Below are 15,334 nucleotides of genomic sequence, written 5' to 3' on the forward strand. Positions count from 1 at the left end.
GCCTCCACACCCGCACGCTGCTCACGGCGACGCGCCTCACGCGCCTGCTTATCGATCATGGTCATCAGTGTCTCCGATCAATCAGGAGCACCGCCCCTCACACAAACCATCTGACACCCTCAGCGGAACAACCAGAAGTGCCCTCCAGGCGACGGACACAAGGATGCCGGATTCCTTGCCCAGTACAAGTACGCACCGATCGGTCTGAACAATCCTGAATGGTCCCAATGGGCCAATGACGGCGCCCCGACCTGCGTCTACAACCCCCAGGAAGCCCAGGCGCTTCTGAACATCCCCGGACTGGTCGCCAAGGACTTCCAGTCACGGAAGCTCGCCGCAGCCACGTTCCTCGCTCAGCCCCAGCCACACACCCTCATCGGCTACCAAACCAACTTCACCGCCCACGCCGACACCCAGAAGATCACCTTCACGCTCCTCGGCCAGCGCATCGACATGACCGTCTACCCCGTCTCCTACACCTACGACTACGGAGACGGCACCACCCTCGGACCCACCAGCCTCGAAGGCTCCTCCCTCCCCAAAGACCAATGGGGCACCGAAACCCGCACCTCACACTCCTACACCACAACCGGCGACTACACCGCCACCGTCACCACCCGCTACCACGGCACCTTCAGCATCAACGGCGGACCCGCCATACCCATCCCCGGCGAAGCCAACGTCCCCAGCCCCGACATCCGCCTCTCCGTCTGGCGCTCCAAAGTCAACTGGTACGCCCAGGACTGCAACCAGAACCCCACCGGCCCCGGCTGCTGAACCAGCGCCGTCCCACGAAGCCTGAGCTGCTCGGAACTCCTGCGGCCGGATTCACTTTTCGCGGCCGAATCCGCCCGCGAAAAGCGAATCCAGCCGCACACCACAGCGAGGTCAGGAACCCCACCCCCAACTCCCCCAGAAAACGCCGAACGGCGGGTCTCCCACCCAGGGAGACTCGCCGTCGTCGGACCCCATCCAGCCCCCGAACCGAGGCCTCAGATCATCGTCAGGACCATGCCCGGGTCGGACAGGATCGATCCGACGTCCGCCAGGAAGCGCGAGCCTTGCTCTCCATCCACGAGCCGGTGATCGAAGGACACACTGAGCGTCATCACCTGACGCAACGCGATCTCGCCACGGTGCTCCCACGGCTGACGCCGCACCGCGCCGACCGCCAGGATCCCGGCCTCCCCCGGGTACAGCATGGGCGTCCCGGCATCGATGCCGAACACTCCGATGTTGGTGATCGTGAAGGTCCCGCCGTTCAGTTCGGCCGGTGTGGTCTTCGCAGCACGCGCGTTCTCAGCCAGCTCCGCGAGCGCCACGGCCAGTTCCTTCAGGCTCAGGCCCTGGGCATCCTTGATGTTCGGGACTGTCAGGCCCCGGGGCGTAGCCGCAGCAATGCCCAGGTTCACGTAGTGGAACTGAACGATCTCCTGCGCCGCCTCGTCCCAGCGAGTATTGAGCGTCGGATTGTTGCCCAGCGCGATCAGCACCGCCTTGGCCACCAGGGTCAGCGGCGTCAGCTTGAGCCCAGCGAACGCACGGTTCGCCTTCAGCCGGGCCAGCAGCTCCATGCTCTCCGTGACGTCGACCGTCAGGAACTCCGAGACCTGCGGAGCAGTGAAGGCGCTGGCCACCATGGCCGCGGCCGTGTGCTTGCGGACGCCCTTGATCGGTGTCCGGCTCTCCCGAACGCCGTCGACGGCGGACGGCACGGGGACGCTCTCCGCCGCGGTACCGGAAGCGGACGCGTTCACGTCCTCCCGGGTGATCAGGCCCCGCTGCCCTGTGCCGGTCACTTGGGTCAGGTCCACCCCGAGGTCCTTGGCGAGCTTGCGCACGGGCGGCGTGGAGCGCGGGCGCTCCTGGACGGCGTCCGGCACGACGGCGAGGGCGTCCTCGACCACGGCAGTCACCACCGGCGCGGCCTCGCTGGCCGGGACGGGGCCCCGTGCACGCCGCGCGGGCCGTCCGTCCTTCTCCACGATGGCGCCGTAACCCACCAGGTTCGCCTCCCGCTTGGCGGGGGCGTGACCGGAAGCGAGCACCGCGTCGTCGTCCGCACCTTCGATGTCGAACGAGACCAGCGGCTCGCCAACCCCCACCACGGTTCCCGGCTCGGCGTGCAGGGCCGAGATGGTTCCGGTGAACGGCGACGGCAGTTCCACCACGGCCTTGGCCGTCTCCACCTCGGCGATGATCTGGTTGAGCTCCACGGACTGGCCCGGGCTCACCTTCCAGGCGACCACCTCGGACTCCGTGAGACCTTCGCCCAGATCGGGCAGCTTGAAAACCTTGATCATGTCAGTCGTCGGCTCCGTCGAGGCTCGAGAGGGAATTGGGCCGGTCCATGGCGCGGTCCACGCCGTCCAGGATGCGGTCCAGATCGGGCAGGTGGTGCATCTCGAGCTTCGAGTAGGGGTACGGGATGTCGAAGCCGGTGACGCGCACCGGAGCATGCTCCAAGTAGTTGAAGCAGCGTTCCGTCAGGCTCGCCGCGATCTCGGCGCCCAAGCCGCCGTTCTGGCCGGCCTCGTGAGCGATGACCAGGCGGCCCGTCTTCCGGACGGACGCCTCAACCACCGGGTAATCCACGGGCGAGAGGGACCGCAGGTCGATGACCTCGACGGAAATCCCCTCGTCCCCGGCGGCGACAGCCACGTCCAGAGCAGTCTTCACCAGCGGCCCGTACGCCACCAGGGTGACGTCGCTCCCCTGCGTCAGGACGCGGGCGGATTCCATGGACGGCGCAGCGGACAGGTCCAGTCCCTCATCCACCTCACCCTTGTCGTGGTACCGGCGCTTCGGCTCGAAGTACAGGACCGGATCGTCACAGGCGATGGCCTGCTGGATCATCGTGTACGCGTCCTGTGGATTGGACACGGAGATCACGCGGAGGCCCGAGGTGTGCGTGAAGTACGCTTCCGGGGACTCGGAGTGGTGCTCCGGCGAGCCGATGCCGCCGCCGAACGGCACGCGGATGGTCAGCGGTACCTTCACCAGCCCCTGGGTCCGGTAGTGGAGCTTGGCCACCTGGGAGACGATCTGGTCGAAGGCCGGGTAGATGAAACCGTCGAACTGGATCTCACACACGGGCCGGTAGCCGCGGTAGGACAGACCGATGGCCGTGCCGATGATCCCCGCCTCGGCCAACGGGGTGTCCAGGACGCGGTGCTGGCCGAAGTCCTTCTGCAGGCCATCGGTGATGCGGAAGACGCCGCCCAGGGTGCCGATGTCCTCACCCATGAGAACCACCTTGGGGTCGTTCTCCATCGCCTTCCTCAGCCCGGCGTTGATGGCCCGGGCGAACGTCATGGTCGCCATCAGTGCTGCCCTCCGCTGACATGCCCCGCAGCGGATGCGCCGTGGTGCTCGAATTGAGCCAGGTACCGCCGGTAGTGGTCCTCCTGACGGGAGAGCCACGAGTTCGGGGTGGCGTAGACGTGCTTGAACACGTCCATCGCCTCCGGCTCGGGCATCGTGATGACGCCGTTGCGCACGACGCCGGCCACCTCGTCCGACTTCGCGGCCACCCGCTCACGCAGTTCCTGAGTGAGCAGCCCGCGGGATTCGAGGTGCTTCTCCAGCCGCAGGATAGGGTCCTTGGCCGCCCAGTCCTCGAGCTCGTTGGCGTCCCGGTAACGAGTGGGGTCATCCGCGGTGGTGTGCGGTCCCATCCGGTAGGTGACGGCCTCGATGAAGCTCGGGCCACCCCCCTGACGGGCCCGGTCCAGTGCTTCACGGGTGGCGGCGAGCACCGCCAGGACGTCGTTGCCGTCCACCCGCACATGCGGGATGCCGAAGCCGCCGGCCCGTTCGGCGAGCGTGATGTGGGTCTGCAAGGTGACCGGTTCAGAGATGGCCCAGTGGTTGTTCTGGCAGAAGAAGAGCACCGGTGCCTGGTAGCTGGCCGCGAAGACCATGGACTCGCTGACGTCGCCCTCGCTAGTGGCACCGTCGCCGAAGTACGCCAGGGCCACAGAGTCCGCACCATCGAACTGGATCCCCATGGCGTACCCGACACTGTGGAGCGTCTGGGCACCGATGATGATCTGCGGAGTGGCCATGTTGATCTCGAATGGGTCCCAGCCCGAGGAGGCATTGCCGCGCCACACCCGCAGGATCTCGTTCAGGTTGACGCCGCGGCAGTAGGCCACGCCGTTCTCCCGGTAGCTGGAGAAGACGAAGTCGTCCTGACGCAACGCGCGGCCGGAACCGATCTGAGCGGCCTCCTGGCCGAGCAGCGGCGGCCACAGCGCCAGCTCCCCCTGACGCTGCAGCGCTGTGGCTTCCATGTCGATGCGCCGGATGACCACCATGTCCTCGTAGAGACCGGCCAGGACCCGAGCGCCGCCCTCACCGTCCACGTCCGCCAGCCAGCGGTCCAGCTCGGGGCGGGCCACTCGCTGTCCGGACGGGTCGAGCAGTTGCAGGAACTCCGGGTCCTCACTCTGCTCCCGTCGCGAACGTTCCTGTGGGTGGGGTGTGGAGTCTTCTCCCAGCACGGCGATTCCGTCCCTTCGGTCGTGGCCCGGGCCCCGGGAGGATCGCCCCTGGCAGGCCCACGCCGCAGTCATCGGCGCTGATGAGCACCGTTATTTGTGACCCTACTCACATGGCGGGGAGTGGGCAAGCATCACGGTGCAGCTTGAGCATCATGCTTGCTCGCCTCCCCGTCCGGGCGCTCGCTTTGCGCATCGCGCCCAGTCTCCGGCACCCCGTGCGGAGGACGACGACGGCGCGTGCCGCCCTGGGTCTCAAGGTGGCACGCGCCGTCGTTCATTCAGCGTGCGGTGGGAGCGCGTGGGTGGGGCCCCGCGCGCGAGGGACCCGGACCGAGCGTGCGGTGGGAGCCCGTGGGTGGGGCCCCGCGCGCGAGGGACCCGGACCGAGCGTGCGGTGGGAGCCCGTGGGTGGGGCCCCGCGCGCGAGGGACCCGGACCGAGCTTGCGAGGTCCGGGAGCGCGTGGGGATCAGTCGATGGCGGCCATGAGTTCGACGACGCGGTCCAGGAAGGCGTCCACCTGAGCCTCCTCGTAGGCGTCGGTGCCCTTGGCCGGCCCGAAGGCGGAGCGGCGCACGTCGTCCACGCTCAGGGCGTGGTCGTTCTCAAGGTACTCGACGATCTCCTGGCAGAGCGCCTCGACGTCAGTGACCGAGTAGCCCTGGGTCTTGGCCTTGGACGGGTGGCGGAACTTTTCCCCTGACGGCCGGTAGAGGCGCTGACGGAGGAGGGCCGAGAGACGTCCCACTTCGCTCAGCCAGGCCTCCTCCCCCTTCTCCGAGATGAGCCCGTCACGTTCCTTGTGCGCCAGGGCGTCCTCGAGGATGTCCAGGGAGTGATCCACCTGGGTGGCGTCGTAGCCGCCTCGCGCACCGTCGAAGGCCACCTTGCGGACATCCGTGCTGCTCAGCTCGGGGGCGTTCTCCGGGTCTTCGAAGATGGCGCGCGCGCGTTCCATGAAGTCATCGACCTGGGCCACGCTGTAACCGTAGGCTGAGCGGTCCACCCGGCGGAACGTCGCCGGAATCTTGCGGCTGCTCTCTTCTGACATGGATTTCTCCCTAGGGACAAGGCGGTCTGTGCAGGCGGTTGGCCGTGTCAGTGCGCGCTCTCAAAGACATGGAACAGGATAAACGCCACGGGCGAACCGAACAGAATCGAGTCCAGGCGGTCCATCACCCCGCCGTGACCGGGAAGGATGCTGCTCATGTCCTTGACGCCGAGTTCGCGCTTGACCATGGACTCGGCCAGGTCGCCCGCCGTCGCGGCACCGACCATGCCGACGGCCAGGACCACTCCGAACCACCACGGCTTGTCCAGGAACAGCACGCAGGCGAGCACACCGATGAGAACCGCGCCGCCCACGGAACCCGCGAAGCCCTCCCAGGACTTCTTCGGGCTGATCTTCGGCGCCATAGGGTGTTTGCCCAGAGAGGCGCCCACCAGGTAACCGAAGGTGTCGTTGGCCACGACCAGCAGAAGCATGGTCATGAGCTGGAAGACTCCCTGGGGGATCTCCCCGCCCGGCCACAGGCCCAGGGTCGCCTGGCCCACCCCGGTGTGAATGGACAGCACGGCGAAACTGATCAGGAACGGCACCCAGGCCAGGATGAACGTGCTGGCGTAGATGCTGGGGGCGGCGCCGTCCGCATGCTCGGCGCTGCGCCAGACGAGGATCGCGAACGCCCCGATCACTGCTCCGTACAGCAAGGCCTCCAGGCCACCGAGGTAGGAGACGAACGGCAAAGCGGCCGAGGCCAGGATCAAGGGCGTGAATGCCACCCGGATGCCGTAGCTCTCCAGGGCCCGGGAAATCTCCCACACACCGAAGCAGGCGAAACCCGCCACCACCGCGACGAAGCCGAGAGGCAGGAAGAAAAGCGTGCCCAGCACGGCGGCGAGCAACGCAAGTCCCACCCCGATGGCGGCCGGGAGATCCCGGCCGGCCTTCGGAGTGGGATTCGGGCGCGGTGGCCGCAGACGACGCCGCGACCCGGCAGGCTCAGTCATCAGACTTCGAGGAGCTCGGCTTCCTTGCGCTTGAGCAGCTCATCGATCGCGTCGACGTGCTGCTTGGTCAGAGCGTCGAGCTCCTTCTCGCCGCGAGCACCCTCATCCTCACCGGCCTCGCCGTCCTTGACGAGCTTGTCCAGGGTGTCCTTGGCCTTGCGGCGGATGGACCGGACGGAGACCTTGGCGTCCTCGGCCTTGGACTTGACCACCTTGACGTACTCCTTGCGGCGCTCCTGAGTCAGCTCGGGCAGGACCACACGGATGACATTGCCGTCGTTGGACGGGTTGGCTCCGACCTCGGAGTCACTCAGGGCCTTCTCGATGTCACGCAGAGCGGTCTTGTCGTACGGCGTGATCAGGATGGTGCGGGCCTCCGGCACGGCGAAGGACGCCAGCTGCTGCAGCGGGGTGGGCGTGCCGTAGTACTCCACGATCACCTTGCTGTAGAGGCCCGGGTTGGCGCGACCCGTGCGGATGGTGGCGAAATCCTCCTTGGCCACCTCAATGGCCTTGTCCATCTTCTCGCCCGCTTCGAGCAGGGTCTCTTCGATCACGGTTTCTCCTGTGAACTCATCGGTGTACGTGCCTGCTTCCAGGCATGATTACAAGTAATCCTAGCCGCAGCGTCCGGGTCGTCGCCCCGCGCGGCAGCCGGTGTGGATTGCCTAAGCGGTGACCCGGGTTCCGAGCCGCTCGCCCTTGATGGCGCGGGTGACATTGCCGTCGCCCTCCATGCCGAACACCAGCATCGGGAGCTTGTTGTCCTTGCACATGGTCATGGCGGTCTGGTCCATCACGCGGATGTCGCGGCGCAGAGCATCGTCGTAGCTGAGGGTCTCGAGCTTCTCCGCGTTCGGGTCCTTCTTGGGATCGGCCGTGTACACGCCGTCCACACCGCTCTTGGCCATGAGCACCTCGTCGGCGTGGATCTCCAGAGCACGCTGTGCCGCGACGGTGTCGGTGGAGAAGTAGGGCAGACCGGCGCCCGCGCCGAAGATGACCACGCGGTTCTTCTCCATGTGGCGGATGGCGCGGCGCGGGATGTACACCTCTGCGACCTGAGCCATCTCGATGGCGGACTGTACACGGGTGTCCACACCGGCCTGCTCCAGGAAGTCCTGCAGGGCGAGGCTGTTCATCACGGTGCCGAGCATGCCCATGTAGTCGGCGCGGGAACGGTCCATGCCGCTCTGCGAGAGCTCGGCGCCACGGAAGAAGTTGCCGCCGCCCACCACCACGGCCACCTCGACGTCGTTCTTGACCGCTTCCGCGATCTGCAGTGCGATGCCGCGGACCGTGTCCGGGTCCACGCCCAGCTTGCCGCCACCGAACACCTCACCGGAGAGCTTCAGCAGTACCCTGCGGCGGCGCGGCGACGGATCGTTGGCGATGGTGGTGTTTTCCATGGTGCCTCCCTGGCTCGGTTCTGAGTTCACTATAGGGGCGTCACCGCACGGCTCAGGGGGACGTAGCCGCCCCGGCTCTGGGCCACGGTGCGCATGCAAAAGGGGCGGCTACCGAAGTAGCCACCCCTTTTGTGTGCCTGACTAGGCGCCGACGCGGAAGCGGGCGACGGCCACAGCCTGGACGCCGGCCTCTTCGAGGACGGCACCGACGGACTTCTTGGCGTCCTTGGCGAACGCCTGGTCCAGGAGGACCTCGCCCTTGAAGAAGCCGGTCACGCGGCCTTCGACGATCTTCGGCAGCGCGGCCTCCGGCTTGCCCTCAGCCTTGGCGGTCTCCTCGGCGATGCGGCGCTCGTTCTCGACCAGATCGGCCGGAACGTCCTCACGGGTGAGGTAGTTCGGGGCCATGGCGGCCACGTGCACGGCGACATCGTGTGCGGCGGTGGCAGCGGCCTCGCCCTCGCCGGAGACGGCGAAGAGGACGCCGACCTGAGCCGGGAGGTCCTTGGAGGTCTTGTGCAGGTAGGCGTCGACGGTGGCACCCTCAACGCGGGCCACGCGGCGGACGGCGACCTTCTCGCCGAGCACGGCGCCTTCCTCGATGACGATCTCGGACAGCGGCTTGCCATCGACCTCGGTGGCGAGCAGGGTCTCGAGGTCACCGGTGTTGGCGGCGACGGCGGTGGCGAGCACCTTGTCGGCGATGGAGATGAACTTGTCGCTCTTGGCGACGAAGTCGGTCTCGCAGTTGACCTCGACCATGAAGCCGACGTTGCCCTCGACCTTGGCGGCGACGAGGCCCTCGGCGGTGGAGCGGCCCTCACGCTTGGTGGCGCCCTTGAGGCCCTTGATGCGGATGATCTCGATGGCCTTCTCGGCGTCGCCGTTGGCCTCGTCGAGAGCCTTCTTGACGTCCATCATGCCGGCGCCGGTGCGCTCGCGCAGGGCCTTGATGTCAGCAGCGGTGTAGTTCGCCATGTGAACCCCTCTGTGTGTTCGTTGCTTCTAAAGAATTGGGTGTGACATGCGTGACAGGATGGCCGCGCCTGGCGGCCATCCTGTCACCGGACCGTACCCGGCCAAGGCCGGAGACGGTTGCAGTCAGACTTACTCGGCGGCCGGAGCCTCGGCTGCCTCAGCAGCGGGAGCCTCGACAGCAGCAGCCTGCTCGCCTTCCAGGAGCTCGCGCTCCCAGGCGGCCAGGGGCTCTTCAGCGGTCTCGGCCGTGCCGTTGGCGCGGTTGTTGCGGGCGATGAGGCCCTCGGCAACGGCGTCGGCGACCACGCGGGTCAGCAGGTTGACGGAGCGGATGGCGTCGTCGTTGCCCGGGATCGGGAAGTCGACCTCATCCGGATCGCAGTTGGTGTCGAGGATGGCGACGACCGGGATACCCAGCTTCTTGGCCTCGTCGACCGCCAGGTGCTCCTTCTTGGTGTCGACGACCCAGAGCAGGGACGGGGTCTTGGTGAGGTTGCGGATACCACCGAGGTTGGCCTCGAGCTTGGTGAGCTCGCGCTTGAGGAGCAGGAGCTCCTTCTTGGTGTAACCGGAGGAGGCGACGTCGTCGAAGTTGAGCTCCTCGAGCTCCTTCATGCGCTGGATGCGCTTGGCGACGGTCTGGAAGTTGGTCAGCATGCCGCCCAGCCAGCGCTGGTTCACGTAGGGCTGGCCCACGCGGGTGGCCTGCTCGGCGATGGCTTCCTGAGCCTGCTTCTTGGTGCCGACGAAGAGCACGGTGCCGCCGTGGGCGACAGTGGCCTTGACGAACTCGTAGGCGCGGTCGATGTAGGACAGCGCCTGCTGCAGGTCGATGATGTAGATGCCGTTGCGCTCGGTGAGGATGAAGCGCTTCATCTTCGGGTTCCAACGGCGGGTCTGGTGACCGAAGTGGACACCGCTGTCGAGCAGCTGGCGCATGGTTACGACGGGCATGCCATCGCTCCTTCCGGCAGGTCACGGAGATTTCGTGAGAGGGCCATCAATAGGCCGCTCTTGCCCTGCCATAGTACGTTTGACGGTTTATCAGTCCGGGCCGAACGGCCTGGGCTCCTGGTGCCCCAGCAGCCACTCCCCACACCTCGGCGATGAACCGGGGCGCGGACCGCGAGTGGTCACAGCCCGCACGGAAGGAGCCGGGAGGATCCAGACTTGCGGGGATGGGCACGCGAAGTCAGTCAGCATGCCACCACCGGAGCGGCGGGCACGCAAGACTGCAGTCCCCAGTGTACTACAGCCCCTCTCATCCGGCCGACCCTCCGCCGCTCCACAGGCACCTGCAGCACCGCTCTCCACATGGCCGTTTTCAGCGCCCCCGCCAGCACCGGGATGCCCCCATCCTGAGGCCATGACCTCCCTCACACGGACTGCGCACCGACGCCTCAGCCTCACGATTCTGGCCGGACTCCTTCCGGTCCTGACGGCCTCCGCATTGCCGGCGGCGCCGGCGGCATCACCCCAGAGGCCGCCGGCCACGGCCGCAGTGTCGGCGGATTCCTGGTCATGGCCGCTGCCCCACCGCCCACGCCCTCTGCGTTCCGGCGTCGTCAGGCCCTTCGATCCCCCGGACAAGCCCTGGCTCGCAGGCCACCGCGGGGTGGACCTCGACGCCGGCACCCAGGGTTCCGAGGTGCTCGCGCCAGCCGACGGGGTGGTGAGCTTCCGCGGAGTGGTGGTCGACCGCCCGGTCATCACGATCGACCACGGCGGCGGGATCAAGAGCAGTTTCGAACCGGTGGAGAGCGATCTCGCCGTCGGGGCCCGCGTCCGCCGGGGGCAGCCCATAGGCACGTTGCTGGACGGTCACTGCGCCCCTCGCAGTTGCGTTCACTGGGGCGTGCGCCGCGACGGCGAGTACACCGATCCACTGCGGTTTCTGACCGACCTCCGCCCGTCGATCCCGCTGCCCCTCAACAGGCCGGCATGAGACGCCACGCCTCAGACGATCGCGGAGATCCCCGTGATGGCGCGGCCCGTGACGAGCGTGTTGATCTCGTAGGTCCCCTCGTAGGAGTAGATGGCCTCCGCGTCGGCGAACACCTTGGCCATCTCATAGTCGGTGACGATGCCGTTTCCGCCCAGGAGCGCACGGCCGATCGCGACAGACTCCCGCATGCGGGCCGTGGTGAAGGCCTTGGCCAGAGCAGACTGCTCATCCTTGGCCACGCCGGCATCCTCCAGCTGGGACAGGCGCACCATCATGCCCATGGAGCTGACGGTATTGCCCAGGATTTTCACCAGCTGTTCCTGCACCAGCTGGAAGGACGCCAGCGGACGGCCGAATTGGTGACGCTCGACGGCGTAGCGGCGCGCGACGTCGAAGGCGGCCAGTTGCTGCCCGACGGCCTGCCAGGCGACCGCCAGGCGGGTGACCTTGAGAACCTTGTTGGTGTCCCGGAAACTGTTGCCGCCGGCGAGCTTGTGGGTGTCCGGGACCACCACATTCTCCAGGACGATGTCCGCATTCTGAACGGAGCGCAGGGAGATCTTGTTCTCGATCTTGGTGGCCTTGTAGCCCTCCGTGGCGGTGTCCACCAGGAACGCCTTGACCTGGTTGTCCGCTACGTCGCGGGCATAGATGATCACGTAGTCGGAGAAGGTGGCGTTGCCGATCCAGCGCTTGGCCCCGTTGAGGATCCAGCGGTCGCCGTCCTTCCGGGCCGTGGTGCGGGTGCCTCCCGCCACATCGGAGCCGCCGAGAGGTTCCGTCAGACCGAAGGCGCCGATCTTCTTCAGCGAATAGATGTCCGGCAGCCATTCCTGCTTCTGTTCCTCAGAGGCCAGGGCCTCGATGGAACCGGTGAAGAGGCCGTCATGCACACCCATGAAGGTGGCGATGGAAGTATCCGCCCGGGTGAATTCCGCATGGACGATACCGGCGAAGAGATTGGAGTAGCCCTGACGCCTGACCGGGCTCACCACGTCCAGTTCGGCCAGCTTCGGAATGATTTCAAGGGGGAATTCGGCGCGGTTCCAGTAATCCACGGCGATCGGGCGGACCTCGCGGTCCAGCCACTGGCGGATCTCGGCGAGGCGGTCGCGCTCCTTGTCAGTGAGGAGCTGCTCGAAAGCAAAGAAATCCCCGTCGGCATACGGCAGTGAATTGATGTCCGGCACGGTCTGGCCCATGATTCCTCCAGTGTTCATGTTACTCATGAGTAACTTACCGCAGGAGGTCACGTCAGGTAAAGACTTTCCGACATCCCGGACACGAAAACCGGTCGTTCGGACGACACAAACGAACGGTCTTCAAAACGTACTTGGTGCGGTGCTGGTCGCGTGCCAAGATGGCGCTACGAATCTCGGAGGGAAGGAATTCGCAATGGTGCGGAAAGCAGCGTCCAGTGGTGCAGAAGACCAGCAGGAAAGCACGCCGGCCGCGACGGCGTCGCGGGTGAGAAAGGCCGCCGTCAAGACGGTCCCGGCCGAGGCCAAAGAGGCCGCGACGCCGGCCAAGACCACCAGTGCCGCGACCAAGACCGGGACCACCCGTGCGAGCGCCGCCAAATCGTCCCTCGCCAAGCGCATTCCCGCGCCGCGTCGCGCCAGGACGAGCAAGCCGGCGCCGCGGAACCGGACAGCCGCCACGCCGACGGGCGCCCCCGGGGCACGCCGGCTGAAGAACATGTCGGAGATCCGGCATTATTTCCGCACGGATGACTCCCCCGTCTTCTTCGTGGGCGCCTCGGCATTCAATCTCCTGGGCCTGGACCGCTGGGTCCGCGGTTTCTCCTACATCACGTACTACGACAGCTGGGAGGGCACCCACCCGCGGGTCTTCACCCCGGCCGACAAGCCGTACATCGAATTCCAGAGCGGCGAGGAGATCAACAACTGGCTCCTGACCAACCATGAGGTCCGGGCCCACATCGAGCAGCGCACCCCGGCCGGGGTCCACCCGAAGATCGTCATGGTCTTCTTCGATGAGCAGACCGAACATATCTGCCAGGAACTCGGCTACGAGCTGATCCTGCCGCCGGCCGCGCTGCGCGAACGCCTCGACTCCAAGATGGAGACCACCCGCATCGCCGCCTCGGCCGGCGTGGAGAGCGTGCCCAATGTGATGACCACGGTGGACAGCTGGGCCGACGTCGTCAAGGCCACCAAGGCGGCCAAGCTCGGCACCGACCTGGTCATCCAGACCGCCTACGGCGACTCGGGCAAGACCACCTATTTCGTCACCTCCGAAGAGGAGTTCAACGCGGTGGCGGAACACCTCCGGGGCGAAGAGGTGAAGATCATGAAGCGGATCAACAACCGGCCGATCGCCGTGGAGGCCGTGATCACGCACCACGGCACCATCGTGGGACCGTGCATGACCGAGATCACCGGGCACAAGGCCCTCACCCCGTACCGTGGCGGCTGGGCCGGCAATGAGATGTACCCGGACGTGCTCGTGGAGAAGGCACGCCACGCCACCACCGGGCTGGTCCGGAAGCTTGGCGATCGCCTGGCCGAGGAGGGCTACCGCGGCTTCTTCGAGGTGGATGTCCTGCTGGACACCGACACGGACGAGGTCTACCTGGGCGAACTGAACCCGCGCATCAGCGGCGCCTCCGCCATCACGAACGTGACCGCCGGCGCCTACGCTGACGTGCCGCTGTTCGTCTTCCACCTCCTGGAGTACTCGGGGGTGGAGTTCGACCTGGACGTGGACGAGATCAACGCCCGCTGGGAGGAACTCGCCTCGGAGGACGAGTGGAGCCACATGATCATCAAGCACACGGACAAGTCGGTGGAGCACATCGACGCCGCACCCACCACAGGTCTGTATGTGCTGGACGGTCAGGGCCGCTTCGTCTTCGCCCACCGTGAGCTGGACTGGCACCTGGTCAACAATGAGTCGGAGGCGTTCTATCTGCGCATCTACGGGCCTGGAGACTACCGCTGGAAGGGTGCCGACCTCGGCATCCTGGTCACCAAGGGCCGTCTGCAGGGAGCCCACGGCGGCCTGACCATCCATGCCCGGCACCTGATCGAGTCCATCCGCAGCATGTACCGTGCCACCCCGTTGCCGGAGTCCGAGCCGGTCAAGTGGGCGGCGCCGGCCAAGGGGAACTGATAGTCACGTGCCATACTTGGTGAAATGTTTGCAGACGAGGCCTACGACATGAGCAGCGGTCCGACGGGCACTCCGTCCGCCCCTCCCCTGGATCAGTGGCAGGAGGCTCCGCACCTGAACTGGTCGATGCAGAACATCGCCACGTTCCTGCCTGTGCGCTCGATCCCGCGCGGGCTGCGTGTCACGGAACTGCCTCCCGCCCCCGTGGATCTCTCCGGAGTCCAGGTGGCGCACCCTTGGGAGGACCGTTCCGCCCCGTTCGCCCAGGTCATGCAGGACACCTTCACGGACGGCTGGGTGGTGACCAAGGACGGCAGCTTGGTGGGTGAAGGCTACTTCAACACCATGACGCCGGCCTCGGTCCACCTCCTGATGTCCGTGAGCAAGTCCCTCACCACCTCCACCGCCGGTGTCCTCGAGGGCACCGGCGAGCTGGACCCCGACGCACTGGTCACCGGGTACGTGCCTGCCCTGGCAGGTTCCGGCTACGAGGGCGCCACCGTCCGGCACCTCATGGACATGCGCACGGGCATCCACTTCTCGGAGAAATACCTGGACCCGGACGCGGAAGTACGCGTCCTGGAGGAGGCCATCGGGTGGGCGCCGCGCCGGCACCTGAATTCCCCCGGGACACTCCTGGACTTCCTGGCCAGCCTGCGCAAGGACCGCGAGCACGGCGGTGCCTTCGATTACAAGTCATGCGAGACGGACACTCTCGCCTTCGTTCTCGAAGGAGCCACGGGCCGTCACGCCGCAGACCTCATGTCTGAGCGGCTGTGGCAGCCCATGGGTGCCGAGCTGGGCGCACACGTGGGCGTGGACAGCGCCGGCGAGGGGATGTTCGACGGCGGCGTCTCGGCCGGCCTGCGGGATCTGGCACGCTTCGGCAACCTCTTCCTGCGGGACGGTTTCGCGTTGGACGGCACCCAGGTGCTGCCCGCGTGGTGGGTCGCCGACACCTTCGGCGGCGGTCCGGACAGCCGCGAGGCCTTCGCCAACGCGCCTGAACCGACGCTCATGCCGGGTGGCATGTACCGCAACGGGTTCTGGTTCCCCCGCGAAGGTTCCAACCCGATGCTGGCCCTGGGCATCCACGGCCAGATGGTGTACGTCAACCGCTCCGCCGGCGTCGTGGCCGCCAAGCTCTCCAGCTGGCCCACGCCCCAGGACGGCGAGAAGCTCCTCTGGACGGTGAACGCCTTCGACGCGGTCTCCTGGGCGCTCACCCGCTGACCCATCGGCCACTCACGCATGCCGCCTCCCCGCAGGGAGGCGGCATGCGGCGTTAACGCTTGACAGCCTCCCCGAGCTCCTCCGTCCCCACCGGCTCGCTCGGCGGTTAAGCTGGGGAGC

General features: G+C 66.8%; 14 protein-coding genes. 4 read left to right on the forward strand and 10 right to left on the reverse strand.

Annotated features, from left to right (window positions below; translation table 11 throughout):
• Nucleotides 1-375: 375 nt before the first annotated feature.
• On the forward strand, nucleotides 376-777 hold the full coding sequence (locus Q9R02_RS13720; protein WP_425279283.1) for a PKD domain-containing protein: 402 nt from the start codon (nucleotides 376-378) through the stop codon (nucleotides 775-777).
• A gap of 215 nt (nucleotides 778-992) precedes the next feature.
• Here Q9R02_RS13720 and Q9R02_RS13725 read toward each other — a convergent pair whose 3' ends face one another.
• From Q9R02_RS13725 to rpsB, 9 genes are all read right to left on the reverse strand, one after another.
• On the reverse strand, nucleotides 993-2,303 hold the full coding sequence (locus tag Q9R02_RS13725) for a dihydrolipoamide acetyltransferase family protein (protein WP_305997270.1): 1,311 nt from the start codon (nucleotides 2,301-2,303) through the stop codon (nucleotides 993-995).
• 1 nt (nucleotide 2,304) lies between these two features.
• A complete protein-coding gene (locus Q9R02_RS13730) occupies nucleotides 2,305-3,324 on the reverse strand; it encodes an alpha-ketoacid dehydrogenase subunit beta (RefSeq protein WP_305997271.1) in 1,020 nt (339 codons plus the stop codon).
• Nucleotides 3,324-4,505: a pyruvate dehydrogenase (acetyl-transferring) E1 component subunit alpha gene (gene pdhA / locus Q9R02_RS13735; protein ID WP_425279279.1), complete on the reverse strand. Its 1,182-nt coding sequence runs from the start codon at nucleotides 4,503-4,505 to the stop codon at nucleotides 3,324-3,326. Before pdhA ends, Q9R02_RS13730 begins: the two co-directional genes overlap by 1 nt.
• Before the next feature lie 468 nt (nucleotides 4,506-4,973).
• Complete coding sequence (locus Q9R02_RS13740; RefSeq protein WP_305997272.1) at nucleotides 4,974-5,555, reverse strand: DivIVA domain-containing protein; 582 nt, start codon at nucleotides 5,553-5,555, stop codon at nucleotides 4,974-4,976.
• Nucleotides 5,556-5,602: 47 nt separating this feature from the next.
• On the reverse strand, nucleotides 5,603-6,514 hold the full coding sequence (locus tag Q9R02_RS13745) for a phosphatidate cytidylyltransferase (RefSeq protein WP_305997273.1): 912 nt from the start codon (nucleotides 6,512-6,514) through the stop codon (nucleotides 5,603-5,605).
• Complete coding sequence (frr, locus tag Q9R02_RS13750) at nucleotides 6,514-7,071, reverse strand: ribosome recycling factor (protein ID WP_305997274.1); 558 nt, start codon at nucleotides 7,069-7,071, stop codon at nucleotides 6,514-6,516. Before frr ends, Q9R02_RS13745 begins: the two co-directional genes overlap by 1 nt.
• A gap of 111 nt (nucleotides 7,072-7,182) precedes the next feature.
• On the reverse strand, nucleotides 7,183-7,923 hold the full coding sequence (pyrH, locus tag Q9R02_RS13755) for a UMP kinase (protein ID WP_305997275.1): 741 nt from the start codon (nucleotides 7,921-7,923) through the stop codon (nucleotides 7,183-7,185).
• Between the two features lie 141 nt (nucleotides 7,924-8,064).
• The gene (gene tsf / locus Q9R02_RS13760; protein ID WP_305997276.1) at nucleotides 8,065-8,901 is read right to left on the reverse strand and encodes a translation elongation factor Ts; all 837 of its coding nucleotides are present in this window, start codon (nucleotides 8,899-8,901) and stop codon (nucleotides 8,065-8,067) included.
• Nucleotides 8,902-9,030: 129 nt separating this feature from the next.
• Nucleotides 9,031-9,855, reverse strand: coding sequence for a 30S ribosomal protein S2 (gene rpsB, locus Q9R02_RS13765; RefSeq protein ID WP_305997277.1), 825 nt, complete (start codon nucleotides 9,853-9,855; stop codon nucleotides 9,031-9,033).
• A 412-nt stretch (nucleotides 9,856-10,267) separates the two neighbouring features.
• On the opposite strand from rpsB, the gene Q9R02_RS13770 reads away from it, so the two are divergent.
• On the forward strand, nucleotides 10,268-10,846 hold the full coding sequence (locus Q9R02_RS13770) for a M23 family metallopeptidase (protein ID WP_305997278.1): 579 nt from the start codon (nucleotides 10,268-10,270) through the stop codon (nucleotides 10,844-10,846).
• 11 nt (nucleotides 10,847-10,857) lie between these two features.
• On the opposite strand, the gene Q9R02_RS13775 is transcribed toward Q9R02_RS13770, so the two are convergent.
• Nucleotides 10,858-12,066, reverse strand: coding sequence for an acyl-CoA dehydrogenase family protein (locus Q9R02_RS13775; RefSeq protein WP_305997279.1), 1,209 nt, complete (start codon nucleotides 12,064-12,066; stop codon nucleotides 10,858-10,860).
• A gap of 175 nt (nucleotides 12,067-12,241) precedes the next feature.
• Here Q9R02_RS13775 and Q9R02_RS13780 point away from each other — a divergent pair, with 175 nt between their 5' ends.
• Both Q9R02_RS13780 and Q9R02_RS13785 read left to right on the forward strand, forming a co-directional pair.
• Nucleotides 12,242-13,981, forward strand: a complete 1,740-nt coding sequence (locus Q9R02_RS13780) for a biotin carboxylase (RefSeq protein WP_305997280.1) — start codon at nucleotides 12,242-12,244, stop codon at nucleotides 13,979-13,981.
• A 24-nt stretch (nucleotides 13,982-14,005) separates the two neighbouring features.
• A complete protein-coding gene (locus Q9R02_RS13785) occupies nucleotides 14,006-15,214 on the forward strand; it encodes a serine hydrolase domain-containing protein (protein WP_305997281.1) in 1,209 nt (402 codons plus the stop codon).
• Nucleotides 15,215-15,334 lie beyond the last annotated feature (120 nt).

This window comes from Arthrobacter horti (genome assembly GCF_030731045.1).
Lineage (GTDB): Bacteria > Actinomycetota > Actinomycetes > Actinomycetales > Micrococcaceae > Arthrobacter_E > Arthrobacter_E nanjingensis.

Coding starts and splice junctions, on each gene's coding strand:
- Q9R02_RS13725 (WP_305997270.1), bottom strand. CDS start 2,303: ATGATCAAGGTTTTCAAGCTGCCCGATCTGGGCGAAGGTCTCACGGAG.
- Q9R02_RS13740 (WP_305997272.1), bottom strand. CDS start 5,555: ATGTCAGAAGAGAGCAGCCGCAAGATTCCGGCGACGTTCCGCCGGGTG.
- rpsB (WP_305997277.1), bottom strand. CDS start 9,855: ATGCCCGTCGTAACCATGCGCCAGCTGCTCGACAGCGGTGTCCACTTC.
- tsf (WP_305997276.1), bottom strand. CDS start 8,901: ATGGCGAACTACACCGCTGCTGACATCAAGGCCCTGCGCGAGCGCACC.
- pyrH (WP_305997275.1), bottom strand. CDS start 7,923: ATGGAAAACACCACCATCGCCAACGATCCGTCGCCGCGCCGCCGCAGG.
- Q9R02_RS13785 (WP_305997281.1), top strand. CDS start 14,006: ATGTTTGCAGACGAGGCCTACGACATGAGCAGCGGTCCGACGGGCACT.
- Q9R02_RS13770 (WP_305997278.1), top strand. CDS start 10,268: ATGACCTCCCTCACACGGACTGCGCACCGACGCCTCAGCCTCACGATT.
- Q9R02_RS13780 (WP_305997280.1), top strand. CDS start 12,242: ATGGTGCGGAAAGCAGCGTCCAGTGGTGCAGAAGACCAGCAGGAAAGC.
- Q9R02_RS13775 (WP_305997279.1), bottom strand. CDS start 12,066: ATGAACACTGGAGGAATCATGGGCCAGACCGTGCCGGACATCAATTCA.
- Q9R02_RS13730 (WP_305997271.1), bottom strand. CDS start 3,324: ATGGCGACCATGACGTTCGCCCGGGCCATCAACGCCGGGCTGAGGAAG.
- Q9R02_RS13745 (WP_305997273.1), bottom strand. CDS start 6,514: ATGACTGAGCCTGCCGGGTCGCGGCGTCGTCTGCGGCCACCGCGCCCG.